Annotated in this window: 21 protein-coding genes, 1 tRNA gene and 2 pseudogenes; 15 read left to right on the forward strand and 9 right to left on the reverse strand. The window is 45.9% G+C overall.

Annotated features, from left to right (window positions below):
• The first annotated feature begins 19 nt into the window (after nucleotides 1-19).
• The 3 genes from D7D25_RS04225 to D7D25_RS04235 all read left to right on the forward strand — a co-directional run bounded on the left by D7D25_RS04225 (nucleotide 20) and on the right by D7D25_RS04235 (nucleotide 6,721).
• Entirely contained in the window at nucleotides 20-3,286 is a 3,267-nt protein-coding gene (locus D7D25_RS04225) for a TonB-dependent receptor (protein WP_122967715.1), read from the forward strand.
• 20 nt (nucleotides 3,287-3,306) lie between these two features.
• A complete protein-coding gene (locus D7D25_RS04230; RefSeq protein WP_122967716.1) occupies nucleotides 3,307-5,094 on the forward strand; it encodes a RagB/SusD family nutrient uptake outer membrane protein in 1,788 nt (595 codons plus the stop codon).
• Between the two features lie 115 nt (nucleotides 5,095-5,209).
• The gene (locus D7D25_RS04235; RefSeq protein ID WP_255417171.1) at nucleotides 5,210-6,721 is read left to right on the forward strand and encodes a BACON domain-containing protein; all 1,512 of its coding nucleotides are present in this window, start codon (nucleotides 5,210-5,212) and stop codon (nucleotides 6,719-6,721) included.
• Nucleotides 6,722-7,011: 290 nt separating this feature from the next.
• Here the strand turns inward: D7D25_RS04235 and D7D25_RS04240 are convergent, their stop codons facing one another.
• The 3 genes from D7D25_RS04240 to D7D25_RS04250 all read right to left on the reverse strand — a co-directional run bounded on the left by D7D25_RS04240 (nucleotide 7,012) and on the right by D7D25_RS04250 (nucleotide 10,311).
• Nucleotides 7,012-7,761: an MIP/aquaporin family protein gene (locus tag D7D25_RS04240; RefSeq protein ID WP_122967717.1), complete on the reverse strand. Its 750-nt coding sequence runs from the start codon at nucleotides 7,759-7,761 to the stop codon at nucleotides 7,012-7,014.
• A gap of 113 nt (nucleotides 7,762-7,874) precedes the next feature.
• On the reverse strand, nucleotides 7,875-9,371 hold the full coding sequence (gene glpK / locus D7D25_RS04245; RefSeq protein WP_122967718.1) for a glycerol kinase GlpK: 1,497 nt from the start codon (nucleotides 9,369-9,371) through the stop codon (nucleotides 7,875-7,877).
• A 175-nt stretch (nucleotides 9,372-9,546) separates the two neighbouring features.
• Nucleotides 9,547-10,311, reverse strand: coding sequence for a DeoR/GlpR family DNA-binding transcription regulator (locus D7D25_RS04250; RefSeq protein ID WP_122967719.1), 765 nt, complete (start codon nucleotides 10,309-10,311; stop codon nucleotides 9,547-9,549).
• 377 nt (nucleotides 10,312-10,688) lie between these two features.
• On the opposite strand from D7D25_RS04250, the gene D7D25_RS04255 reads away from it, so the two are divergent.
• From D7D25_RS04255 to D7D25_RS04275, 5 genes are all read left to right on the forward strand, one after another.
• On the forward strand, nucleotides 10,689-12,035 hold the full coding sequence (locus tag D7D25_RS04255; protein WP_255417172.1) for a sn-glycerol-1-phosphate dehydrogenase: 1,347 nt from the start codon (nucleotides 10,689-10,691) through the stop codon (nucleotides 12,033-12,035).
• A gap of 24 nt (nucleotides 12,036-12,059) precedes the next feature.
• On the forward strand, nucleotides 12,060-12,362 hold the full coding sequence (locus D7D25_RS18150; protein WP_185140212.1) for a hypothetical protein: 303 nt from the start codon (nucleotides 12,060-12,062) through the stop codon (nucleotides 12,360-12,362).
• A gap of 276 nt (nucleotides 12,363-12,638) precedes the next feature.
• A complete protein-coding gene (gene surE, locus D7D25_RS04265) occupies nucleotides 12,639-13,403 on the forward strand; it encodes a 5'/3'-nucleotidase SurE (RefSeq protein ID WP_122967720.1) in 765 nt (254 codons plus the stop codon).
• A 1-nt stretch (nucleotide 13,404) separates the two neighbouring features.
• Nucleotides 13,405-14,556, forward strand: a complete 1,152-nt coding sequence (gene lpxB / locus D7D25_RS04270; RefSeq protein ID WP_122967721.1) for a lipid-A-disaccharide synthase — start codon at nucleotides 13,405-13,407, stop codon at nucleotides 14,554-14,556.
• A gap of 262 nt (nucleotides 14,557-14,818) precedes the next feature.
• Entirely contained in the window at nucleotides 14,819-15,835 is a 1,017-nt protein-coding gene (locus D7D25_RS04275; protein WP_122967837.1) for an ATP-dependent 6-phosphofructokinase, read from the forward strand.
• A 16-nt stretch (nucleotides 15,836-15,851) separates the two neighbouring features.
• On the opposite strand, the gene rnc is transcribed toward D7D25_RS04275, so the two are convergent.
• The 3 genes from rnc to D7D25_RS04290 are packed head-to-tail and all read right to left on the reverse strand — an operon-like array spanning nucleotide 15,852 to nucleotide 18,190.
• Nucleotides 15,852-16,679, reverse strand: coding sequence for a ribonuclease III (rnc, locus tag D7D25_RS04280; protein ID WP_255417173.1), 828 nt, complete (start codon nucleotides 16,677-16,679; stop codon nucleotides 15,852-15,854).
• A gap of 1 nt (nucleotide 16,680) precedes the next feature.
• The gene (fabF, locus tag D7D25_RS04285; RefSeq protein ID WP_122967722.1) at nucleotides 16,681-17,943 is read right to left on the reverse strand and encodes a beta-ketoacyl-ACP synthase II; all 1,263 of its coding nucleotides are present in this window, start codon (nucleotides 17,941-17,943) and stop codon (nucleotides 16,681-16,683) included.
• Nucleotides 17,944-17,953: 10 nt separating this feature from the next.
• The gene (locus D7D25_RS04290; protein WP_019539373.1) at nucleotides 17,954-18,190 is read right to left on the reverse strand and encodes an acyl carrier protein; all 237 of its coding nucleotides are present in this window, start codon (nucleotides 18,188-18,190) and stop codon (nucleotides 17,954-17,956) included.
• Nucleotides 18,191-18,290: 100 nt separating this feature from the next.
• Between D7D25_RS04290 and purN the strand changes: the two genes are divergently transcribed.
• From purN to D7D25_RS04305, 3 genes and pseudogenes are all read left to right on the forward strand, one after another.
• Nucleotides 18,291-18,950, forward strand: a complete 660-nt coding sequence (purN, locus tag D7D25_RS04295) for a phosphoribosylglycinamide formyltransferase (protein WP_370453828.1) — start codon at nucleotides 18,291-18,293, stop codon at nucleotides 18,948-18,950.
• An 82-nt stretch (nucleotides 18,951-19,032) separates the two neighbouring features.
• Nucleotides 19,033-19,114, forward strand: a tRNA-Leu gene (locus tag D7D25_RS04300).
• 186 nt (nucleotides 19,115-19,300) lie between these two features.
• Nucleotides 19,301-19,549 (forward strand): annotated as a pseudogene (locus D7D25_RS04305) (type II toxin-antitoxin system death-on-curing family toxin); the annotation flags it as partial.
• An 80-nt stretch (nucleotides 19,550-19,629) separates the two neighbouring features.
• Here D7D25_RS04305 and D7D25_RS04310 read toward each other — a convergent pair.
• Together D7D25_RS04310 and D7D25_RS18450 are read right to left on the reverse strand one after the other, a co-directional pair.
• A complete protein-coding gene (locus D7D25_RS04310) occupies nucleotides 19,630-20,262 on the reverse strand; it encodes a class I SAM-dependent methyltransferase (RefSeq protein ID WP_122967723.1) in 633 nt (210 codons plus the stop codon).
• A gap of 282 nt (nucleotides 20,263-20,544) precedes the next feature.
• Nucleotides 20,545-20,688 (reverse strand): annotated as a pseudogene (locus D7D25_RS18450) (helix-turn-helix domain-containing protein); the annotation flags it as partial.
• A 173-nt stretch (nucleotides 20,689-20,861) separates the two neighbouring features.
• Between D7D25_RS18450 and D7D25_RS04320 the strand changes: the two are divergent.
• Genes D7D25_RS04320 through D7D25_RS04330 form a run of 3 tightly spaced genes read left to right on the forward strand, consistent with a single transcriptional unit; the run spans nucleotide 20,862 to nucleotide 22,442 of the window.
• Nucleotides 20,862-21,227, forward strand: coding sequence for a hypothetical protein (locus D7D25_RS04320; protein WP_221407952.1), 366 nt, complete (start codon nucleotides 20,862-20,864; stop codon nucleotides 21,225-21,227).
• Nucleotides 21,184-22,020, forward strand: a complete 837-nt coding sequence (locus D7D25_RS04325) for a transposase (RefSeq protein WP_148038847.1) — start codon at nucleotides 21,184-21,186, stop codon at nucleotides 22,018-22,020. The genes D7D25_RS04320 and D7D25_RS04325 overlap by 44 nt, the downstream gene beginning before the upstream one ends.
• Nucleotides 22,017-22,442 carry an ATP-binding protein gene (locus D7D25_RS04330; RefSeq protein WP_122967727.1) on the forward strand — a complete coding sequence of 142 codons (426 nt, stop codon included), beginning with the start codon at nucleotides 22,017-22,019 and terminating at the stop codon, nucleotides 22,440-22,442. The genes D7D25_RS04325 and D7D25_RS04330 overlap by 4 nt, the downstream gene beginning before the upstream one ends.
• Before the next feature lie 3 nt (nucleotides 22,443-22,445).
• Here D7D25_RS04330 and D7D25_RS04335 read toward each other — a convergent pair whose 3' ends face one another.
• The gene (locus D7D25_RS04335; RefSeq protein ID WP_122967728.1) at nucleotides 22,446-23,318 is read right to left on the reverse strand and encodes a hypothetical protein; all 873 of its coding nucleotides are present in this window, start codon (nucleotides 23,316-23,318) and stop codon (nucleotides 22,446-22,448) included.
• 17 nt (nucleotides 23,319-23,335) lie between these two features.
• Between D7D25_RS04335 and D7D25_RS17830 the strand changes: the two genes are divergently transcribed.
• A complete protein-coding gene (locus tag D7D25_RS17830; protein ID WP_148038848.1) occupies nucleotides 23,336-23,548 on the forward strand; it encodes a hypothetical protein in 213 nt (70 codons plus the stop codon).
• Nucleotides 23,549-23,566 lie beyond the last annotated feature (18 nt).

Raw genomic sequence — 23,566 nt, forward strand, 5'->3', positions numbered from 1 at the left:
GATTTAAAACATTGATTTTATGAGAGAATGTAGACTATTTGTCCTATTTATACTTCTGATAGTTGGAGGAGGATTTTCCTTGTCGGCTCAGAATAGAGTGATCTCCGGGAAAGTCCTCGACGCCGGACAAGAACCAATGATAGGAGTAACTGTCCAACTCGATGGCACGTCCAAAGGTGTAATTTCTTCTGTAGATGGAAGTTTCTCGCTTGAAGTTCCATCAGGAGAAGTTACCCTCAGTGTTTCATTTGTGGGGTATATTACTCAGCAGGTGAAGGTTCCAGCAAACCAAACGAGTGTCACCATTTATATGCAGGAAGATGTAGTCATTCTTGAGGAAGCGGTGGTAGTCGGTTACGGTACACAGAAACGGGTCAATCTTACAGGTTCTGTGGCGGTTGTAGGTGGCAAAGAGCTCGAAGACCGTGTTGCGCACTCTGTAACCCATATGTTACAGGGAGCCGTCCCCGGACTCAATATTACCACCTCTTCAGGTAAACCCGGTAGTACCCCTTCAATTAATGTCCGCGGTATTACCTCTATCAATGGAGCCTCACCGCTTGTGTTGATCGATGGTGCTGAAGGTGACCTCAACCGTGTCAATCCTGATGATGTGGAGTCAATTTCTGTTATCAAAGATGCAGCCGCTGCTGCCGTGTATGGAGCGCGTGCCGCATTTGGCGTAATTCTTGTTACTACCAAGTCCGGCACAGCCAGAGATGGAAAAGCGATGGTGCGTTACAGTAGCCGTTGGGGATGGGAAGAATCAACCACATCTACCGATTACGAGAATAGGGGATACTGGTCCGTGTATACAATTAACAAGTTTTGGAATGCAGATTCGGGAACGCTATACTTTAATTATACCGACGAGGATATGCGCCAACTTCTAGCTCGTGTAAACGACAAGGAGGAGCATCCCGATCGTCCATGGGTTGTGGAAGATGTAAGAAACGGAAGAAGACAATGGGTTTACTATGGCAACTATGACTGGTGGGATATGTTATACCGCTCAAAACGTCCGGTTCAAAAGCACAGTGTATCATTCAATGGGGGTTCAAAAGACGTGAAATATCTTGTTTCCGGAGCGCATGACAGACAGGAAGGTATACAAAGGCAACATCCCGATGTTTTTTTAAAATATAATCTGCGGTCGAAAATAGACTTCAACATCAACAAGTGGGCCACGCTGTCAAACAACACATCATTCTATACTTCAAAGTATACCTCATTAGGAGACGGGAGTGTCGATAACACTCTTGGTTACAGCGCCCGGCACGCGTTGGCCAACATCCCCATGAAGAACCCTGACGGTTCATGGGTATACGGTACGCCATACAGTAGTTATAAGGTGGCCAACGGGCGCCACATAATACTGGGTGAAAACTCGCACCGCCTTGTTAATATTACAAGCGATTTCTCCAATACCAGCCGTCTTGTCATCACTCCGCTAAAAACACTGAGTGTCACGGGAGATTTTACTTACCGGTTGTACCAGGCACGCAATACCAGCCGTTCCAACCATATGTATTTCAGGGAATATCCTGATGCTGAAATGGGGGTTTATAGTACCGGAGCTGGTGAAAACCAACTGGATGAAGCTGTGAACACAAGGAACTATTATTCTACCAATGTTTTCGCCAATTACAGCCAAACATTCAACAATGCTCATAACCTGACAGGAGTGGTCGGATTAAATTATGAGACATTAAAATTGAAAAATGTTTCAGCATGGGGTAGAAATCTCTCTTCTACGGAGTTGGACGACTTGAATCTTGTGGGGCAGGATTCGGAAGGCAATACCCTTACCGGTGTTGGTGGCGGCCAGAATGAATATGTACTGATGGGATACTTTGGCCGTGTCAATTATGACTATCAAGGGCGCTATTTGTTTGAAGCCAGCGGACGTTATGATGGCACCTCCCGTTTTGCGGCCGGTCATCGTTGGGGTTGGTTTCCTTCCGGGTCAGTTGGATGGAGAATTTCAGAGGAGTCATTCTTCGAACCCGCGCGAAAATATGTGGATAATCTCAAGTTGAGAGGCTCTTATGGCAGCCTGGGCAACCAAAACGTCTCTTCCTATTATGCCTATTTGAGACTTATTACAATCAATGATTTCGCGGGTTATTCCTTCGGAGAGGGTAGCACCATGAGTAAATATTCCACCATAGGGGCACCTGTAGCCTCTGACCTGACATGGGAAACCTCTAACCAGTGGAACGTTGGTCTTGATATGACTTTCTTGAATAACCGGCTCAATTTTGTCGGCGATGCATATGTCCGTGATACTAAAGATATGCTGACCGATGGAGTGGCTCTGCCTGGTGTGTATGGAGCTAACCCTCCAAAAATGAATGCGGCCGACCTGCGCACAAAGGGATATGAACTTTCCATCAACTGGAGAGATCGAATAGTGCTATCCAGCAAACCTTTAGAGTATGGTTTTGGATTCAATATCAGTGATTACAGGAGTGTGATCACTAAGTATGACAATCCGGAAAAATCGTTCGCTAAAGATTACTACGAAGGAATGAGAATTGGAGAAATCTGGGGCTTTGTCACTGATGGGCTTTTTCAAAGCAGAGAAGAAGCGCAAGCCTATGCAAAAGAAGTCGATTTGAGTTATATTAACAACCGTATCACCGGAGGGTGGCAAGGAGGCGACCTCAAATTTCTCGATATTGATGGTGATGGTAAATTGGGGATAGGCAGCAATACCGTGGGCGATCCCGGAGATCGTAAGATTTTGGGGAACTCACTGCCTAGCCTTTCTTATGGTATCAATGCAAATGTCCGATGGCACGGTATTGATGTGTCGGTTTTCTTTCAGGGAACAGGTAACCATTATTGGTATCCTCATGGGCAGATGATGAATTTCTGGGGGCCATATTCCTATCCCTACCTTTCTTTCTTGCCGAAGAACTTCCTCGACAAAGTGTGGGCAGAAGATAATCCTGACGCCTATTTCACTAGGCCGATGGCCTATTCAGCAACATCTGGCCCCCTGAGTAGGGTGAATGATCGTTATCTCCAGAATCTGAGATACTTGAGATTCAAGAATTTGACTTTTGGATACACGGTGCCGGACAATTTGACGAGAAAGATCAAACTGGATATGGTTCGTGTCTATTTCTCGGGTGAAAATCTCTGTTTTTGGTCGCCTATTAAAAAGAACTCTGAATATGTTGACCCCGAGGCGGTTATCGATAGGTCGAGTGCCGTTTACCAAAACGCCTATTATCCGTGGGCTAAGACGTTTATGTTTGGTATAGATCTTACTTTTTAATAACAATAAGGAACATGACAATGAAGCAATATATTATAATAGCGATTGCTCTAATGATAGGTTTGACGGCCTGCGACATGCTTGACACCAAACCTCTGAGCCAAATTTCTCCTGCTACTTATTTTAAGACGGAAACCGACCTTCAGTTGTTCAGTAATACTTTTTACAACAATTTGCTGGATAAATCTCCTTATGATGATCAAAGTGATCTTTACATCCAACAAAACCTCTCAGACGAAATGATTGGAGGCAACAAAAGGACAGTCCCCAATTCCGGAGGAGGATGGTCATGGGGGGACTTGAGAAAGATGAATACTCTTTTGGCCTATATCCATCAATGTGATGATGAAGCCGCCATTGTCAAGTATACGGCCTTGACACGATTCTTCAGGGCTTACTTCTATTTCGAAAAGGTCAAGCGATTCGGTGATGTGCCTTGGTACGATAAAGAACTGGGGTCGGCTGATGAAGATTTATACAAACCGCGGGATTCACGTGAGCTGGTAATGACTAAAATGATTGAGGACATTGATTATGCCATTGACAACCTGTCTTCTAAAGTGAGTACTTATCGTGTCAACAAGTGGGCTGCCTTGGCTCTGAAAGCGCGATTCTGCCTTTATGAAGGAACTTATCGGAAATATCACCAACCCGACCTTGAGGGAAATGACTATGCTTATTATCTCGAGCAGGCCGCCAATGCGGCGGAAGAACTGATTAGTGAAGGCCCTTACAGGCTTTATTCCACCAACAATCCGGCCAAGGATTATCTGATGCTTTTTGCGCAAGAAAACGCCAGTGTGGATGAGTATATTCTTGCCATCAAATTCGATTACAGCCTTGGCATTTATCACAATGCCACAGCACACACGGTGGTTCCCACCCAAGGACGTCCGGGCCTGACAAGAAAGGTTATAAATACCTATTTGAAAAAAGATGGTACGGCTTTCACGGATCAGCCAGGATGGCAAGAGATGGCCTTTGTTGACGAGGTGAGGGACCGTGACCCACGTTTGGCGCAGAGCATCAGAACCCCGGGATATACGAGAATCGGAAAATCAGAGGTGTTGCCTCCTGATCTTACCGGCAGTGTTACCGGCTATCATCCTGTCAAGTTCGTTCAGGATCCGACAGCTTCTGGCGGGAATGTTGACCGTAACGACAGATCGACATGTGATCTTCCTGTATTCCGATACGGGGAGGTGCTGCTGAATTATGCCGAAGCAAAAGCAGAGTTGGGTACATTAACACAGGACAACCTTGATATTTCTATCAATAAGCTCAGGGGCAGGGTGGGTATGCCGAATCTGAATATGCAGGCAGCAAATGCGGATCCGGACTGGTATCTCTCTTCAGCCCAATATGGATACACAAATGTGGCCGGATCAAACAAAGGGGTAATACTCGAGATTCGTAGAGAACGAGCAATAGAGTTGGCGCAAGAAGGTTTCCGATTCGATGATTTGGTAAGATGGAAAGCCGGATACGCTATCGATCAGGATATATATGGTATGTATTTTAAACAACCGGGAGCGTACGATCTTACAGGAGATGGTAGTCCTGATGTGATTCTTTATGAACAGGGAACTCCCAAACCATCGGCTCCTGCTGGAGTGCAAGTGTTGGAGATTGGGAAAGATATCCTTCTCACGGGAGAAAACCGGGGATATATATATTATCATAAAAATATAGCACGGACCAAATTCTCGGAGGTGAGAGATTACCTTTATCCAATTCCTATCAACGAGCGCTCACTCAATAAGAATCTCACACAGAATCCGGGGTGGGATGATGGTCTTAATTTCTAATGTAATTGAACGTTTTCATTAAGCAATACCAGCAGAAGACAAACTTGTTTGGATTATGCCGTTGCGGGAAAATACCTGATGGGGTTGAATTTTTAAAATTAAAAAATACATGGTCATGGAATTTTTGAAATATACATATACAGCGGTGATTCTAATGGCACTCCTATTTTCTTTCGGGAGTTGCGGGGAGGATGAGTCGAGTCTTTCGAAGGCCGTTTTGGCAAGTGCCGGCTCTTTAAGTTTTGAAGGAACAGGCAGTGCGCCGCAGATCATCACCGTCTATGCCGATGCTGACTGGTTGACCGAAGTGCCGGAGTGGATAACTGTCAGTCCTGCTTCAGGCACAGGCATGATGGATGTGACGATTGCTGTATCCGACAACCTGCGTGACGGGGCGTTGGATAATCCCAGAAGAGGTGTTATTGTCTTCAAGGGAGCAACCCTCGACAGCCGTGCACAGGTGATTGTCAATCAGATGGGTGATAAGTTCAGGGATGTGAAAGATTATACAGTGGCGGAATTGGCCGCTTTGGCTGATGAGACCGTCGTGTCTGTCCCCAACGTAACTGTAATGGCTCTTACAACGGAAGGATTTATTGTGACGGATGCGCAAAACGCCAATAACGTATATGTATTGGGTGATGCGTCAGTAAGTGTTGGGAATAAAGTCACGATTTTGGGAAACAAGTCCTCCAATTCACAATCGCTTCCAATTGTTGAGGCTGACAATATAAAAATTGTTTCAACGGGAGGAGAAGTGACCTATCCTTCGGCTAAGGATATTACAGACGAGGTGGACAAATATAACGCTACTGCGAGAGAATTCATTGCGGTAAGCGGTATTTTGAATGGTGCCAACGTGTCTGTTGCGGATGCCAATTACACGGTAACTATCATTGATGCGCCTGCTTCATTTGATCTTGCTTCTATGAACGGACATCGTGTGGTGGTGACGGGTTATTTCGATGGACTGGCTGCTCCGGTGGTCAAGGTCTTTGCCGCGGAAGTGGAAGATAACGGCATTGCCAAAGATATCTATTTCTTTGAAGACTTCGAGTGGCTTGATCCATGGTCGGTAGCCGGTAAAGCAGGCCGAACTGTCGAAACAGACAATCTCAGTGCTACAGCTCCACAGCTCCCGACTCCCAAGGTCGACGGTAAATCAGCCCTCGCCGCCCTCCTTGAGAGGGGGTATGCATTCCTTCGTGTCACTCCTGCGACTACGAACGCAACCGAGTGTATCTATCTCCAGCAGAATTACCTTAAGTTCGGTAAAACCGGTTTCCAGGCCGGCATCATTCTTCCGAAACTCGAAAAAGATGTTCCACCCGGGGCCACTGCCGTGATGTCGTTTGACTGGTGTCCGATGCGCCAAGGTTCGGGCGTGATTGACCCGGTCAACCTGATCGTTATCGTGAAAAATGGAAGTGATGAGATGGAATTCAGCATACCTCCGGCAGGCTTCGAGAACGGCCAAAAACTTGAGTGGATCAGAGCTGAAGTGGCACTCACCGGAGTAGTGCTCACCAAAGAAACCACAATTACGATCCGCCAGACCAACTGGCAGTTAGCTACGGCGAACCGCTATTTCCTTGATAATATTGAAATAAGCAGCTTGGCCCGTTGATTAGGCTCGTATTGCTCAGCGAAAATGTGGGATAATTGTCTTAAAGGAGAGCGACTGTCAAATCTATAAAAGTATTTGACAGTCGCTCTCCTTTTTCATTGTGAAAGGAATCAATACGGTGTTTCATTCAAGAATTTTGTAAAATGTGTCGATTTGCCAATGTTCCTAATACTACTGGGGAGATTTCAAACAGACGGAACCCTATTTCGACAAGGTATGACAGAAGTAACCCTTCGGCTACTACTGCACGCAGATGTGTGGCTGGATCAAAAAACGGATATGGTGCGACTTCAGGCACACACTGTGAGAATGAAGAGATAAACCAATGCTGCCAGTCCTGCTCCTGCAATGGGACCAAAAACAGGTATCCAGGCATATTCCCAATCATTGGCATCTTTACTCTTGAAAGGGATAAAAGCGTGCACAATTCGTGGTCCCAGGTCACGCGCAGGATTAATGGCGTATCCGGTAGTTCCCCCCAAACTGAGTCCAATGGAAAAAACGACCAGTGCAACCGGTAGTGCACCCAATGATCCCAGCCCCACCTTGGTGCTTCCCAAATATTCGTATTGCAATTGCGGTAAAGCGATCATTAATACAGCCAGTACCAGCACAAATGTTCCGATACATTCAGAGAAAAAATTGTTCCGGTAATTTCTGATGGCCGGATCGGTGCAAAAACAAGCCTTTTTAATACCGGGGGTGGTTGTGATCAGGAAATGCCCTTTGAAAAATAGATAAACCGTAAACGCGCCCAGCATAGCCCCCAGCATTTGAGCCATAATGAACGGGGCTACTTTCACCCACTCAAACAATCCGCTGAATGCCAACCCCAAGGTTACAGCCGGGTTGATATGCGCCCCACTAAGATCAGACGTAAGTAGAACCGCGACAAACACGGCCAGTGCCCACCCGGCCGTGATGACAATCCAGCCACTTCCATGGCTTTTGGTTTTGTTGAGATTCACATTGGCGACAGTGCCATTACCCAACAAAATCAACACAAATGTACCCAAAAATTCTCCTAAAAATTCACTCATAGTTTTAAAATTTTAATCATCCACAAACTGACGCAACAGCACATGCCAAAACGGTCGCCACACCACCAATGATTCATTGTTGGCCTGCTGCGTGGGCTTATCTTAAAAGCAGATCAAACCGGATTGTTCCAGTTTTTGGCACGCATGATAGCCTTCTTCCAATTGGCGATTGTTTTTTCAATTTCGGGTTCTTTTGCCCGGGGAATAAACTTTCGGTCCACCTGCCATTGCTCTTTTAATTCGTCGATATTTTTCCAATAGCCCACGGCCAGTCCGGCGAAATAGGCTGCGCCAAGCGCGGTTGTTTCGGTGATTTTTGGCCGGACCACTTTTCGTCCGATGGCATCGGCCTGGATTTGCATCAAGAGATTATTCACCGCGGCACCCCCGTCCACGCGTAATTCACTTAGTTCGATCCCGGAATCGGATACCATTGTTTCTATCACTTCCATTGAACGGAAAGCGATGGCTTCGAGCGCAGCCCTGGCGATATGCGCTTTCCCTGTGCCACGGGTGAGGCCAATGATTGTCCCGGTGGCATATTGATCCCAGTGCGGGGCACCCAGACCAACAAAGCCTTGCACGAATGTAACGCCGCCGTTGTTTTCCACTTCGCTTGCCAGAGCTTCAATTTCTGAAGATGAACGGATGATTCCCAACTGGTCGCGTAACCATTGTACTACAGCGCCACCAATGAAAATACTGCCTTCAAGCGCATAGGTCACTTCATTGCCAATTTGCCAGCCGATGGTGGTAAGCAGTTTGTTTTTCGACACGACCGGTTTTTCTCCCGTGTTCATCACCACAAAACAACCGGTTCCATAGGTGTTCTTAACCATTCCTTTGTCAGTGCACATTTGCCCGAAGAGAGCGGCCTGTTGGTCTCCCGCAATGCCGGCTATGGGGACCGCGCTTTCAAAGCAACCGGCCTCTGTAAGGCCATATAGCTGACTACTGGGTTTTACTTCCGGCAACATTTCTGCGGGGATGTCAAAAAGAGACAAGAGTTCTTTGTCCCATCGCAATGTGTGGATGTTGAAAAGAAGGGTCCTGCTCGCGTTTGTGATATCGGTAATGTGTAGTTTCCCTCCTGTAAGTTTCCACACCAGCCAACTGTCGACAGTGCCAAAGAGCAGTTCCCCGGCTTTTGCTTTATGTTGTGCGCCCTCGACATGATCGAGGATCCATCTGATTTTTGTTGCCGAGAAGTAAGCATCGATGAGCAGTCCGGTTTTTTCGGTAATGGTTTTTTCAAGACCTTTCTCTTTGAGTTCATTGCAAAACCCCGCAGTGCGACGATCTTGCCAAACGATGGCATTGTAAACAGGCACACCGGTTTTGCGGTCCCAAACAATGGTGGTTTCGCGTTGATTGGTTATTCCGATCCCCGCAATTTGTGAGGGATCCACTCTGTGCTGCCGCATTACATCGCGGGCCACTTGCAACAAGGTCTTCCAAATCAGTTCAGGTTCGTGTTCCACCCATCCCGATTGCGGAAAAATCTGGTCGAATTCTTTTTGTGCCGATTCTACAATTTTACCCGAGTGATCAAAAAGGATGGCACGATTACTGGTAGTCCCTGAGTCGAGTGAAAGGATATACTTTTCCATTGCAATTCTTATTATGAATCAAGATAAACAATTCGGAAACAATGATAAAAATTATTTTTGATATTTCACATACATCTCAATCTTTTTTCTATAAGATATTGACAATTGTCGTTTAAAAAGAACCATCCCTGTTTTTTTGGAGGATATATCGGCTCTATCCCCTCAGCTCGCGTGGTCAGGCAATGATTAATTCGATGCCTTGTTCTTCAAGCACTTCTTTCATCGATTCAGGGATCCCCGAATCGGTAACGATCGTGTCTATCTTGTCTATATTGCAAATCTTGCCGAACCCTTTTCTGCCGAACTTAGAAGAGTCGCATAAGACAATTGTTTTGAGCGAGGCATTCATCATGGCGATGTTAAGTTCCGCTTCTTCCAGGTTGGAGGTGGTGACGCCAAATTCAGTATCCACGCCATCGACACCCAAGAACAATTTGGAACAGGTGATTTTTTCTAAAAGGCTTAATGTATAACTGCCTATCACCGACATCGAACGGGTCCTATATCTCCCGCCCAGTTGCAGTATATTGATATTTTCTTTCTCCCCGAGAATCAAGGATACTTTTAGGGAAGATGTGACGACTCTTAATGGGGTTTGGGGGGCGATTTGTTCGGCAAAGGAGCAGATGGTGGAGCCGGAATTCATGATGACTGAGTCATTTTCTTCTATCAGACGGGCGGCTGCCATCCCAATGCTGTTTTTCTCTATGATCCTTATCTTTTCTTTTTCCGTTACTGTGCGATCCCCGATGTGCGGATTGGCCGGACTGGCACTCCCATGCGTCCTGTATAATAACCCTTTTTCTTCTAATTGCTTCAGGTCTTTTCTTGCGGTTACAGTGGTTATATTGAGCGCATTAGCTATGTCTATGACTTTGACAAATCCCTCTTTGTTCAATGTGTCTATGATGTATTTATGTCTCTCCGCAATGCTTAGCATGTTGATTCTGTTTAAATTGCAATAAACGAAATACAAAATAAATGAAAATATTGCAACAAAACAAGGCTAAAAACAAAATAGGACTTTTTATTTTTATTTTAAAGATAAGAAAAAGAAAAATATTTCCACTGAATAGAAAGAAAAAGAAAAAATTCTTGAAAAATATTTGTTGAAAAGAAAATTTCTTTCTTTCTTTGCGAAATAAGTAACGATAAAAAATCTTATGATATTTTTTTATTTATACTTTAAAGTGGTAGATAATACAATTTTTTCTAATAACCGGAATTACGAAATCTGCGGTTGAAAGATGGGCATGGCAATGTCACCGGAGAAATTGAGGGATGGGGTATATTGAGTACAATGGAAAAACAAATAATATGATGGGGGTTGTATCCAGAATAGAAGAGGCTCTAAAAGCCGCTGATGAAACAAGGGCTTTGATTATAGGGAGTGATATATTACATCGGGTCCCGGAGTTGTTTAAAGAACAGTTTCCGCAGCAGGGAGCAATTATTGTGGCAGATACCAACACTTACAGGGTTGCCGGAAAACAGATAGAGCGTTTACTTCAGGAAGCGGAGATCAAGCAAGAGAGAAGTTATATCTTCACAGAGCCGGATCTGTATGCGGAATATGGATTCGTGGAAGAGTTGGTGGATGTATTGAAAAGTAACAGCGCTATTCCCATTGCCGTGGGGTCGGGAACTATTAACGATTTGACGAAACTGGCCTCATACGAAGCAAACCGAAGGTATATGTGTGTGGCAACGGCAGCATCGATGGATGGATATACTGCTTTTGGTGCTTCTATTACCTACAGGGGTGCGAAACAAACGTTTGATTGTCCTGCGCCGCAGGCTTGTCTGGCAGATGTGAGTATTATCAGTAAGGCCCCGCCTGAAATGACAGCTTCGGGATATGCGGATTTATTTGCCAAGATAACTGCAGGAGCGGATTGGATATTATCGGACGCCTTGGGTGCCGAAAAAATAGATGAACAATCCTGGAATATTGTGCAAGGAGGATTGCATGACGCGCTGGCTGATCCCAAGGGGGTCAGGGAAGGGGAAGAACCGGCTATTGAGAAGCTGATCGAGGGCTTGATGTTAGGAGGGTTTGCGATGCAGGCGCATAAAACAAGCCGACCTGCGTCGGGGGCGGAACACCAGTTCAGCCATTTATGGAATATGGAGCATCATACCAACCACGGTGAACATATTTCCCATGGGTTTCAGGTAGCTGTCGGCACACTGGCGATCACAGCACTCTATGAGCTGTTTTTTAATGCCCCAATTCAGGATTTGGATATTCAAGCCTGTTGCCAAGCCTGGCCCACTTTAGAAGAGTTGGAGAAAGATGCCCGGGACCGATTCCGCGATACTGACTTTCCGGAGATAGGGGTGATAGAGACGAAAGCAAAATATATTTCAAAAGAAGAATTGTCAGGGCAATTGCGGACCCTGAAAGAGAACTGGCCGGAGATCCGTTCAAAACTGAAAGAACAATTGGTCCCGTACTCAGAAGTTAAGCGGCGTTTGTCGCAGGTAGGAGCACCCGTGAACCCTGGAGATATAGGGATCACACGGCATTACTTGAGAAAGACTTTTGTCCGGGCGCAATATATTCGCCGGCGGTTTACCATTTTGGATGTAGCGGTAAGGACTAACCTGCTGGATGAATGGCTGGATAAATTGTTCGGAAAAGGAGGACGTTGGGAAAGTTAAACGGATAGTCAACGATTACCACTTATGCAAACCAAGACACACAAAAGTCTGAAATACTGGCACAAACGCACCCTGATAGCCGCGATGATCGGTTATGCCTTCTTTTACTTCGTGTGGAAGAACCTCTCCTTTGCCATTCCCGGCTTAAGCGCCGAGTACGGCATCACCAAAACCCGTTTCGGCATCATCACCACCCGGGTGAAAATTCCGTCGATCGTATTTTTCAAATGGAAGGAGCGGAAGCGGTTAATCGTGTTATGGCCGGGTGTCTGTCACGCGGCCGATGTCCGGACCGCACACTGTCTGACTGGCCAACGGGGCGGATGAATCAGCGGGAAGTTTTTCATCCAGGCTTGCAGGGGAAAGAGCAATTTCCCCTTGATAGTAACTTTTAAAAACAGGTTTTGCCATATCCCATAGATTTTACAGCTAATATGCTGAAATCTAATAATATGGTAAAGAAAAAACAGAATAAAAAAAGGAGCTGTCTTTACTTTTGAGACTGCCCTGGCGGAATAATTAACCTTATCGTAACCATTCCCATTGTAAAGGAATGGCTTTTATTCATTATATTTGTATTTCTTAAAACAAGGCAAGAGTAGAATGATGGATAGAAAGCCCCTGATCCTTGTCACTAATGACGACGGGTATCAGGCGAAAGGGATCGCTTCGTTGACGGAAGCGATGAGAGATATAGGAGAAGTGATTGTGTTCGCGCCCGACTCACCCCGTTCGGGTATGTCGAGTGCCATTACCACCAGCCACCCGCTGCGGGCAAGGTTGCTGAAAAAAGAGGAAAACTTGACCGTTTATGCTTGTAACGGTACACCGGTCGATTGTGTGAAACTGGCGTTGAATGAGTTTGTAGACCGGAAGCCCGACCTCTTGGTTTCGGGAATCAATCACGGTTCGAATGCCGGGATCAGTGTTATTTATTCCGGCACTATGGGAGCAGCCATCGAGGGTTGTATATTTGATGTGCCCTCTATCGGCTTTTCATTGTGTGATTTCACCCCCGATGCCGATTTCTCCTTCACGATGGAGATTGCCAGGAAACTGGCCGCAACAGTTATAGAACAAGGTCTTCCCAGAGGGATATGCCTGAACGTGAATGTGCCTGCCGGGGAGGTGAGAGGAATCAAGATGACCACACAAACGCATGGGAAGTGGGTGAATGAGTATCATCGATCTAAAGACGGTTCAGGTAGAGACGTTTTCTGGATGACCGGTAATTTCGAAAACTGGGAAGAGGAGAATGACAGCAGCGATGAATGGGCTTTGGCAAACGGATATGCCGCAGTTGTGCCGGTAAAGATCGATATGACAGCTTACGACTTTCTTCCCCAGTTGAAGGAATGGAGAGTATAAAATGAAGTATTACCTTATAGCAGGAGAGGCATCGGGCGACCTGCATGCGTCCAATCTGATGCAGTCGTTACGGAAACTCGACAAAGAAGCTGACTTCCGCTTCTTTGGAGGGGATCTGATGCAGTCTGCCGGCGGCACGCTGGTAAGGCATTACCGCGATATGGCTTTTATGGGTATTATTCCGGTGGTGTTGAATGCGCGTACCATTCTGCGGAATCTTGCGTTCTGCAAAAAAGATATTGCCGCTTATCGTCCCGATGCGGTGATCTTGGTCGATTATCCCGGGTTTAACCTGAAGATTGCCAAGTATGTAAAAACCAGGTTGGGTATCCCGGTTTACTATTATATTTCGCCCAAGGTGTGGGCATGGAAAAAGTACCGGGTGAAATCGTTCAAAAAATATGTGGACGAAATGCTGTCGATCCTGCCGTTTGAGGTCGATTTTTTCAGAGAGCATCACTATGAGGTGCGCTATGTGGGAAATCCTACGGTAGATGCTATTGTGCAACGAGGCCATAAAGAAGAGACCTTTGCCCAGTTTGTCGCGGCGAACGGACTGGATAACAAGCCGGTGATTGCTCTTCTGGCCGGGAGCCGTAAGCAGGAGATCGCTAGTAACCTGCCCCCTATGTTGGAAGCGGTAAAAGGCTATTGCGACGGTTATCAGGTAGTGGTGGCAGGCGCGCCGGGTATTGATCCGGCGTTCTATGACGACTTTATCGGCTCCTTTCCCCCGGTAAGAGTGCTTTTTAATCAGACTTACCGTATTCTGGCACAATCGGATGCTGCTTTGGTGACGTCGGGGACGGCCACGCTGGAGACGGCGCTGCTCAATGTGCCTCAGGTGGTTTGCTACCGGACGCCGATGCCGCGGATCACTTATTGGGTTTTCAAAAATATTCTTCATACACCTTATATCTCCCTGGTGAATCTGATTTGCGGCCGTCCCGTTGTCAAAGAACTGTTCGCCCGCTTCTTCACGGTGGATAATATCCGGAAAGAGTTGAAACAAATACTCCATGTGCAGATTTACCGCAAGAATATGCTCGACAATTATGAAGAGATGCGACAGTTGCTTGGTGGACCCGGTGCTTCGGAGCGGGCTGCCGCGATCATTTATGACAAGAGAACAGTCAGTGAGATTGACCGGTAGCACTTGCGTACATTTACCGGAAAATAATTTTACCGAAACTTTATTTTCTCTCCCTTTTTTACTTTCTTTGTGAATTCTAAGAACCCCTATCCAAGGCGGAGGAACCAAGATTTGGGACTTGGGATATGGGATACTTCCAAGTTCTCAGTTCTCAGTTCTCAGTTCTCAGTTTCCAGTTCCCAGTTCTCAGTTCCCAGTTTTAGTTCTCAGTTCTAATTTCTCAATATTTTGTCCCTCAAACTAAAAAATAAAAATGAATCAGATGAAGGTAGGTATTCTTACATCCGGTGGTGACGCCCCGGGAATTAATGCGACCATACGTGGCGTGGGAAAAACAGCCATCAATAATTATGGCATGCAGATGATTGGTATTCAGAATGGATTTTCCGGATTGCTGTATAAGGATATCGTGGAACTCACCGATCAGTCTCTTTCAGGAATTCTGAACATGGGAGGGACAATTCTGGGCACCGCGCGCGAGAAAGTGTTCCGGAAAATGATTACTTCACCTGACGAGAAAGACAGGGAGAAGATCAAGAATGCCTATAATGAACTGGGACTTGATTGTTTGGTCTGTATCGGTGGAAACGGTACGCAACGCACCACCTGGATGCTTTCGGAACTGGGACTGAACGTGGTGGGTATACCCAAAACCATTGATAATGACGTGTATGGGACAGATGTGACCTTCGGGTTCGACACAGCCGTGAATATTGCTACCGACGCTATCGACAGGCTGCACTCTACCGCCAGCTCACACCGTCGTGTGATGGTGATCGAGTTGATGGGACACCATGCCGGATGGATTACGCTTCATGCGGGGATGGCGGGAGGAGCCGATATCATCTTATTGCCGGAGTTAGGATACAATATGAAGGTGGTGATCGATAAGATTAATCAACGGATGGAGATAGGAAAAGCCTACTCTATCGTGGCTGTGGCCGAAGGAGTGGAGTCGCCCACCAAGGAGCGCCCCGCCACCTATTTTGCCCGCGAGATCGAGGCACAGACCGGTTATGAAACCCGAGAGACGGTGCTCGGTTATATCCAGCGGGGTGGATCGCCCTCGCCATACGACAGGAATCTGGGCACATCTTTGGGAGGACATGCCGCCGAGTTGATCCATGAAGGAAAATTCGGACGGATGGTGGCCAAAATCGGATCGGAAATAACCGATGTGCCTTTGTCGCAAGTGGCAGGTAAACTCCGGTTAGTCACACCCGATAACCAGCTTGTGGTACAGGGCAAACGAATGGGTATTTCTTTTGGTGTCTGGTAAATATCGACAATGCCGATCATCCGTTCTCCGGGCAGGAAGCGGGTGATCCTGTTTTTTTATCTGTTTTCTCAGAGTCATTTTTCATTGTTTCAACGAGCGCTTCTTGCAGTTCGTTGTTCTCACGCAGCTTTTTGATCGCCACTTTTGCCGCCATTTGGTGAGATTCTTTCTTTGAATATCCTTTTCCGGACCCAATTTCCGCCCCTCCCACCTTCACGCAGGAGAAGAACACGGGATTATTTTGCGCGTCATACGTGGATTCGGTCACCTCGAAGTTGACCTCAATCCTGTTTTTCTGGCCCCACTCAATCAGCCTGGATTTAAAATCGACTTCACTCTTCAACACCTTGTCGATATTCAGGTGCTGCTTGATGAGTGTCTCGAACACGAATTTCTTGGCTACCCGATATCCCTGGTCGAGATAGATCGCGCCAATGAGGGCCTCCAACGCATCACCATATATATTGGTGTTATGGGCCAGGTTGCGGGTAGATGAGACAATGAGCTTGTCAAGCCCCAGGTCTATGGCCAGTTTGTTGAGCGTTTCCCTTTGTACTATGCGTGAACGGGTACTGGTGAGAAATCCTTCTTTTTTGTGTTCGAAATCTTTATAAAGGATATCGGCGACGATGGCATCAAGAATGGCGTCTCCCAAAAATTCGAGACGTTCATTATTCACCCATCGTCCTTTCTCCGACCGGATGGACGAAGATCGGTGAGTCATGGCTTCCTTATAGAGATTTATCCTGTCGGGATAGAATCCCAATATGTTATAAAACGAGAGATAAGGCTCTTTCCCTCTGTGCGGGAGAGCCTTTATCCTCTTTACGAGTCTTCTTAACACACTATTTGTTGAATTGCTTGAGAATTACACTTGCGTTGTGTCCCCCAAAGCCAAAAGTGTTAGATAACGCAGCTCTTATCTTCCTTTTTTGAGCTTTGTTGAATGTAAAATTCAGATTGTAATCAATTTCCGGATCGTTATCCCCTTCTTCATGATTGATCGTCGGGGGAACTATCTGATCCCTTATTGCCAGGATAGTGAACATCGCCTCGATGGCACCCGCGCCTCCCAACAGGTGGCCGGTCATCGATTTGGTGGAACTGATATTCAGGTTGTAGCTGTGTTCACCAAATACATCGACAATTGCCTTCACTTCCGAGATATCGCCTACAGGAGTGGATGTGCCATGCACGTTGATGTAATCGATCTCATCCGGGTTCATCTCGGCGTCTTCCAAAGCATTCCGCATCACCAATTTGGCACCCAACCCGTCGGGATGGGAAGCCGTGATATGGTGCGCGTCGGCCGACATGCCTCCGCCGACTACTTCTGCATAGATGGTAGCCCCACGTGCCAGCGCATGGCCTAACTCCTCCAGGATGAGTGTCGATCCGCCTTCTCCAATCACGAACCCGTCGCGGCTGGCGCTGAAAGGACGCGACGCTGTTTGAGGTGAGTCATTGCGGGTGGACAGCGCATGCATGGCGTTGAATCCTCCCACTGCCGAGGGACTGATGGTTGCTTCGGCGCCACCTGTTACAATGACATTGGCTTTACCCAGGCGAATAAGATTGAATGCGTCGACAATTGCATTGGTAGAGGAAGCGCAAGCCGACACGGTCGCGTAGTTGGGACCCCTCAGTCCATAAATCATAGAGATATGGCCTGCGGCAATATCCGCTATCATTTTCGGAATGAAAAAGGGATTGAATCGAGGCCCTTTGTCCATGTTGGTATAATAACTCCCCACTTCCTCTTCGAATGTTCTTATTCCTCCGATCCCGGCAGAGAAAATAACCCCGATACGGTCTACATTCTCGTTTTCGAGATCAAGTCCCGAGTCTTCCATCGCTTCTTTGGCTGCGTGGATGGCTAACTGGGCATACCGGTCATATTTTCTGGCTTCTTTACGATCGAAAAGATCACTCGGATCGAAGTCTTTTACTTCGCAGGCAAACTGCGTTTTGAAAGTCGATGCATCAAAATGAGTAATAGGCCCGGCTCCGCTTTTGCCCGCCAAAGCATTTTCCCACGTGGTTTTCACGTCGTTTCCAAGGGGGGTAATCGCACCCAGGCCTGTTACTACTACTCTCTTTAACTCCATAAAATATGGATTATTTCGCGTGTTGTTCTACGTAAGAAATCGCGTCACCAACAGTAGAGATTTTCTCAGCTTGATCGTCCGGAATTGAAATGTTGAATTCTTTTTCGAATTCCATGATCAATTCCACCGTGTCAAGAGAGTCAGCTCCCAAATCATTGGTGAAGCTTGCGGTTTCAGTAACCTCAACTTCTTCAACACCCAATTTATCGACAATAATCGATTTTACTCTTTGCGCTACTTCAGACATAACTTTCGATATTAATTAATAAATAAAAAAATTTATTCTTAAATTTGCGATGCAAAGTAACACAAATTTTCTCTAACTGAGCAAATTTTTGTCCATTAAAATCAAGAAAAGTGCACAAATTATGTTTTTTTGTGCAGAAAATAACCCTTTTATGACTCGTATCGCCCTGTTTGCGTCGGGAAGTGGCAGTAATGCGGAGAATATTGTCCGCTATTTTTCCGAAAAAGAAGATATATCGATCCCGCTTATCATCTCCAATAAAAAAGATGCTTATGTACATGAGCGTGCCAGCCGGTTAGGTGTTCCCTCACTGACATTCAGCAAGGTTGAGTTCGATGAGGGGCTGGTGGTGGTGGACACTCTCCATACTTATAATATTGATTTTATTGTGTTGGCGGGGTTTCTGTTAAAGGTGTCGCAGCCGTTGCTTGACGCCTATCCCGGCAGGATCATCAATATCCATCCGGCGTTGTTGCCCAAATTCGGGGGCAAAGGGATGTATGGCGACAGGGTGCATCAGGCCGTGGTGGAGGCAGGTGAAACCGAGTCAGGCATCACCATCCATTTTATCGATGAGAATTACGACGAGGGGGACATGATTTTTCAGGCAACCTGTGAAGTGTTGGCGGATGATTCACCCGAGGAGGTGGCCCGGAAAGTGCATGCGTTGGAATATGCCTGTTTTCCCCGGGTGATAGAAGCTGTGGTGAAAGGAGAGAATCCCCGGGATCTTGCTTTTCTTGCCGGAAAGGAACAATAACAGGCCTTGTCTTTGAAAAAAATGAGCATGGAAAACGATCGGTAGGAAAATAAATCGTATCTTTGCGGCACGTTTCGCATTTGCGGCTGTGGCGTAATTGGTAGCCGCGCCAGACTTAGGATCTGGTGCCGAAAGGCGTGGGGGTTCGAGTCCCTTCAGCCGCACGGATTAAAATCGAGAAATCAAGCAAATCTCTGAAAATCAATAGGTTTTCAGAGATTTTTTTATTTCCTGAAACATGCGAAAAAGCAAAAAAATGCGGATTTCCGCAACAAAATCGTGACTTATCAGTGTACCTATTCCCATTTTTAAAAACAGGTACACGAATAAGTCACTGAAAAGATTTTAATGAGAAGGCCGCCATGTTGTTGTATCTGGTAGTTAAAAACCACTCGTTCAGTGATGGGAATAAGCGGATTGCTGCTTTCCTTTTTCTTTGGTTCTTAGAAAATAATGGCATTCTCTACAAAGTTGATGGTTCGAGACTGATAGAAAACAACACTCTTGTGGCATTAACTCTGATGACTGCCGAAAGCCGTACAGAGGAAAAGGATGTAATGGTTAAAGTGGTTGTGAATTTGATAAACAGGAATAACTAAGTTGATTATGTCTTAATATAGCGGTCGAAAATTCCGACCACAAAGAAAAATGGCGGGTGTTATTCACTCGCCATTTATTTTTATATGTCCTTTCTTGCAACAATAAACTTTTCAGGTAAGTTTGATAAATGGATACTTTCAATAATACTGAATCCAGTATCAGTTATTTCTTTCTCAATTTCATCTTCACCGAAAGCATACGTTTCCGGCATAATACGAAAGAATCTCAAAAATTTTACAAGCAAAGCTGATATAGAGTTCATTTCACCAAAACAGGGAACAGCAATTATTAATAGACCTTGAGGCTTAAGTAACTTATAAAACTGCTCAAATAAATCTTTTCTGTTTTCAACATATTGGAAAACGTTAAACGTCGTAATTACATTGAAAAAATCCTCATTAAACATTTTATTGAATGTCGTGATTTTAGCGAAAGTAACATTTTCAATATTTTGTTTTTCAACGTTTTTCTGCGCTCGTTTCAGCATTCCTTCGGATACGTCCACTCCATAGACCATATTTGCATTTTTTGCTATCCGAAGGGTTATTGTTCCCGTTCCGCATCCGAAATCAAGAACCGTATCATCAGGCATTATATGTATTCCGAATCTACTATTTAGACATTCAACTAAGGTAGAGTTCGCAGCGCTTTCGGCTTTGCTCCAACCGGAAACCCTATCCCAAAATTTATATGATTTTTCATTGGTTGACATATGCACCCATCTATATTTTATTACCAATACAAAGGTAGTGGTTTTACAACTATGTAAATTTGAACTGAAATAATTATTTTCTATCTTATAATTGCTTTTTATGTGAACACAAAAATGATAGGAGACAAGAAAACATCAAGCCCAAGCCCTGACGGGTTTCTTCAAAATTTACTCTTTTCTGCAAGAAAAGGAAGAAATTTTGAGAAAGGCTTACCTTATTTCTTATCTCCTATCGAAGAGTGGTTTATCAGAAAAAAAGGAAAAAATATTCAAGGTTGGATATTATTTCCAGACATCCCGATAACCCTCATCCAGCAGTTTTTGTAAATCCGACTTCCGGTAAAGGATTTTCCCGCCCAGCTTATAATAGGGAATTCTCCCTTCGTTCCGGTAATCCTGAAGGACACGACGGCTAAGCTTCAGCTGTAATAGGTAACTTTGTTTGTACAATTTTTGGCAAAGGTAAATGGACATTTTTTGGTAAAGTAAAATGTACATCCTGGCCGGAGAATACAAAGGCATCCATAACTTTGTAAATCACTACAAATACAAATGCTATGGATGCTCAAGGACTCACGAGTTCACAAAGGAAACTCATAATGTGGTACAAAGTTAAAGAATTAAAATCAAAAGGACTACACTGTGTGCGGATTGCCCATGAGTTGGGTCTGCACCGGCACACTGTTGAGAAGTACGTCAGGATGACGCTGGAGGAGTTCCAGGCCAGCCAGGCGTATGAGCGGGACTTCAAGCACAAGCTGGACATCTTCGAGGAAGAAGTTAAGAAAAAGCTGATAAAGGCACCATACCTGTCATGCCGTCAGGTCCACGACCATCTTCGCGAGGGTCATGCTGACTTTCCTGAAGTGAGTGAGAAGACAGTATTCAACTTCGTCATGCGCATCCGGGCACTTCCAATGTGTGTTCTGCGGGAAAAGCGATCCGCAGTCGAAAGGGAAGGTTGAAGATGTGGTGAAATATATCAAGTACGGGTTCCTTCGCGGCAGGGAGTTCACCAACATCGAGATGCTGAACGAGTCCGCGCTTCGCTGGCTTGCAAGGACAGCCAACGGCCTGCCTCACAGTACCACAAAACGCATTCCCGCTGAAGCCTTCAAGGAGGAGCAGCCATACCTTGCCCCATACACGGACACACCCGTGCATCCACAGGATGGGATGAAGGAATACCTGGTACGAAAGGATAACACCATCAACTTCCACAGCCACTTCCACAATGTTCCCACAGGCACGTTCAACGGTGATGGCACCTTCGTTTGGGTTTGTGTAAAAGAGGGGCACGTCGAAATCCACAGCAATGAAACCGGCAAGATGCTTTGCCGCCACCAAGTGGCTCGGATACCTGGCCAAGCCATCCTGGATGAAACCATACAGCGTCCCAAACTACCCGGTAGGAAGGAACTTGAGAACTACATCCTGTCGTATCTGGAAGGCAATGCCCTGGAGGCCATGTGGCTCAAGAATCTTTATGATACCAATCCCGGATACTACAGGGCAAATATAACCCGCGTCAATACGGAGTTGGAATCCTTCCTTCCGGAGCACCTCATCAAAGGCTTCGAGGTGTGTCTGGACAAGGGAGACTACAATGCAAACGACCTCATCAACTACTGTGAGCGGCACTTTGGCCGTAATCCCAGGGGGCCACGGGAACCCAGCCTGACAGAACTCCTGCCGGAATCGCTCCAGCAAATGCCCCGGAGATCTAACATCAATGACTATAAATCCATCTTTGCATGAACACCGACAATATAAGGAAATGCTGCGCGCGGCTGCGTCTGTCCTATATCCCCAACAATCTGGGCCAACTTATCGTTGATGCCCGGAACAGTAAACCCACTTATGAGGACTTCCTTGAAAACGTGCTCCGCGAGGAAACCAAGACCAGAGAGTACAAAGCGTATCTGAACCGTCTTAAACAGGCCAAGCTGCCTCCAAAGTACGACTTGGACGAGTATGACTTCAGCCACTCCACAGGTGTGTCCGAAAGGCAACTTCGTGAACTGCGTCAGCTTGCCTGGCTCAATCAGGCATACAACCTGATCCTGATGGGACCGTCTGGAACAGGTAAAACATTCATTGCCTCCGGGCTCATCTACGATGCGCTCAAGGCCGGAAAGAAGGCCTATATGATATCCATGGAGGATATCTCACATGCCTGAGAACTAAAGAGACTGTTTATAAAAGTCCTGGAGCAATTGATACGCCCTGAGTGAACTGTCTGTGTTCAGATAGTTGTTCCGTATCTTTTTATATTCTTCCAGTACTTTCCCTGATCGGTAATAGACGGTGGAATCTACGTCTATTGTAGGTGTATGGCTTTCCGGATAGGCATATGTAAAAGACCCTGCTTCTCTTGCATATACCGGTATCTGGAAAAATTTCCTCGGCAGGGTCTTCTTTGTCTTGGAAGATTCCAACGCAGCTTCAACAAAGAAATCGACAGCATAATCGGGATACCCGAACAAATAGCCGTATCCTCTGTATCGCTCATAGCGGTCTGCATTTTCAATCGTACTGACCACGACCGCCGGGTCTGCCCCGGGAACCAGACCGAACTGTCCGAAAAATTCTTCCTTTGCCTGTAGAAGACTATCCAGCGAACTCATCCTGACAACGCTTAACTGTATCATCCGAATACTGTCCTGTACAGATTTATAGGGTATCAGCACAAATTTCAGATCCGGGAAATCAAGTCGGTTCACCGCTTGTTGGACGGCATATAACCGGTCTAAATAGGTTCCTTGCTTCTCGCGATCGACAATGTTGGCGCTCGTTTGTTTTAAACTGTCGGTGTTGGCCAATGGAAAACGATAGAGTTTCACCGAACTCATGGGTTTGATATTGCCCAACAGGGTGTAGATCGCTTCATAATCAAGGGCATATTGCAGGATGGAATCGATGAGCTGTTGTTCCTGAAAGCCAATAATGGAACCCCCAATACCGATCTGGTACACCGGTGTCACTTGTTGCTTGCTTTTACAGGACAGAGCAATAAACAAAAGGAATAAAAACGCTAAATGGCTGTATCTTTTCATTTGCACCTATTATTTATGTGAAATCTGTTGATCGATTCGTTTCTTTAGGATCCTTGTTATCGATCAAGATGACGGGCCTGTTCTCTTTGTATATCGCATCCCGTGCAGCCGCCACAGATGGAGTGGTCTCTTCCGGTGAAAAAGAAACGATAGATTGCCCGGATGAGGATGGCCCCTACAATGATACCGATGATGATAACGATGAAAAGTTGTATATCCATGCCTTTTAAACAGTATTATAACAGGAA

Origin of the sequence: Proteiniphilum sp. X52 (assembly GCF_003712195.1) — a bacterium.
Lineage (GTDB): Bacteria > Bacteroidota > Bacteroidia > Bacteroidales > Dysgonomonadaceae > Proteiniphilum.

What these genes read in the sequence shown, in the direction of transcription:
- D7D25_RS04225 (WP_122967715.1), top strand. Translation starts at nt 20, where the DNA reads ATGAGAGAATGTAGACTATTTGTCCTATTTATACTTCTGATAGTTGGA.
- D7D25_RS04230 (WP_122967716.1), top strand. Translation starts at nt 3,307, where the DNA reads ATGAAGCAATATATTATAATAGCGATTGCTCTAATGATAGGTTTGACG.
- D7D25_RS04235 (WP_255417171.1), top strand. Translation starts at nt 5,210, where the DNA reads ATGGAATTTTTGAAATATACATATACAGCGGTGATTCTAATGGCACTC.
- D7D25_RS04240 (WP_122967717.1), bottom strand. Translation starts at nt 7,761, where the DNA reads ATGAGTGAATTTTTAGGAGAATTTTTGGGTACATTTGTGTTGATTTTG.
- glpK (WP_122967718.1), bottom strand. Translation starts at nt 9,371, where the DNA reads ATGGAAAAGTATATCCTTTCACTCGACTCAGGGACTACCAGTAATCGT.
- D7D25_RS04250 (WP_122967719.1), bottom strand. Translation starts at nt 10,311, where the DNA reads ATGCTAAGCATTGCGGAGAGACATAAATACATCATAGACACATTGAAC.
- D7D25_RS04255 (WP_255417172.1), top strand. Translation starts at nt 10,689, where the DNA reads ATGATGGGGGTTGTATCCAGAATAGAAGAGGCTCTAAAAGCCGCTGAT.
- D7D25_RS18150 (WP_185140212.1), top strand. Translation starts at nt 12,060, where the DNA reads ATGCAAACCAAGACACACAAAAGTCTGAAATACTGGCACAAACGCACC.
- surE (WP_122967720.1), top strand. Translation starts at nt 12,639, where the DNA reads ATGATGGATAGAAAGCCCCTGATCCTTGTCACTAATGACGACGGGTAT.
- lpxB (WP_122967721.1), top strand. Translation starts at nt 13,405, where the DNA reads ATGAAGTATTACCTTATAGCAGGAGAGGCATCGGGCGACCTGCATGCG.
- D7D25_RS04275 (WP_122967837.1), top strand. Translation starts at nt 14,819, where the DNA reads ATGAAGGTAGGTATTCTTACATCCGGTGGTGACGCCCCGGGAATTAAT.
- fabF (WP_122967722.1), bottom strand. Translation starts at nt 17,943, where the DNA reads ATGGAGTTAAAGAGAGTAGTAGTAACAGGCCTGGGTGCGATTACCCCC.
- D7D25_RS04290 (WP_019539373.1), bottom strand. Translation starts at nt 18,190, where the DNA reads ATGTCTGAAGTAGCGCAAAGAGTAAAATCGATTATTGTCGATAAATTG.
- D7D25_RS04310 (WP_122967723.1), bottom strand. Translation starts at nt 20,262, where the DNA reads ATGTCAACCAATGAAAAATCATATAAATTTTGGGATAGGGTTTCCGGT.
- D7D25_RS04320 (WP_221407952.1), top strand. Translation starts at nt 20,862, where the DNA reads ATGTGGTACAAAGTTAAAGAATTAAAATCAAAAGGACTACACTGTGTG.
- D7D25_RS04330 (WP_122967727.1), top strand. Translation starts at nt 22,017, where the DNA reads ATGAACACCGACAATATAAGGAAATGCTGCGCGCGGCTGCGTCTGTCC.
- D7D25_RS04335 (WP_122967728.1), bottom strand. Translation starts at nt 23,318, where the DNA reads ATGAAAAGATACAGCCATTTAGCGTTTTTATTCCTTTTGTTTATTGCT.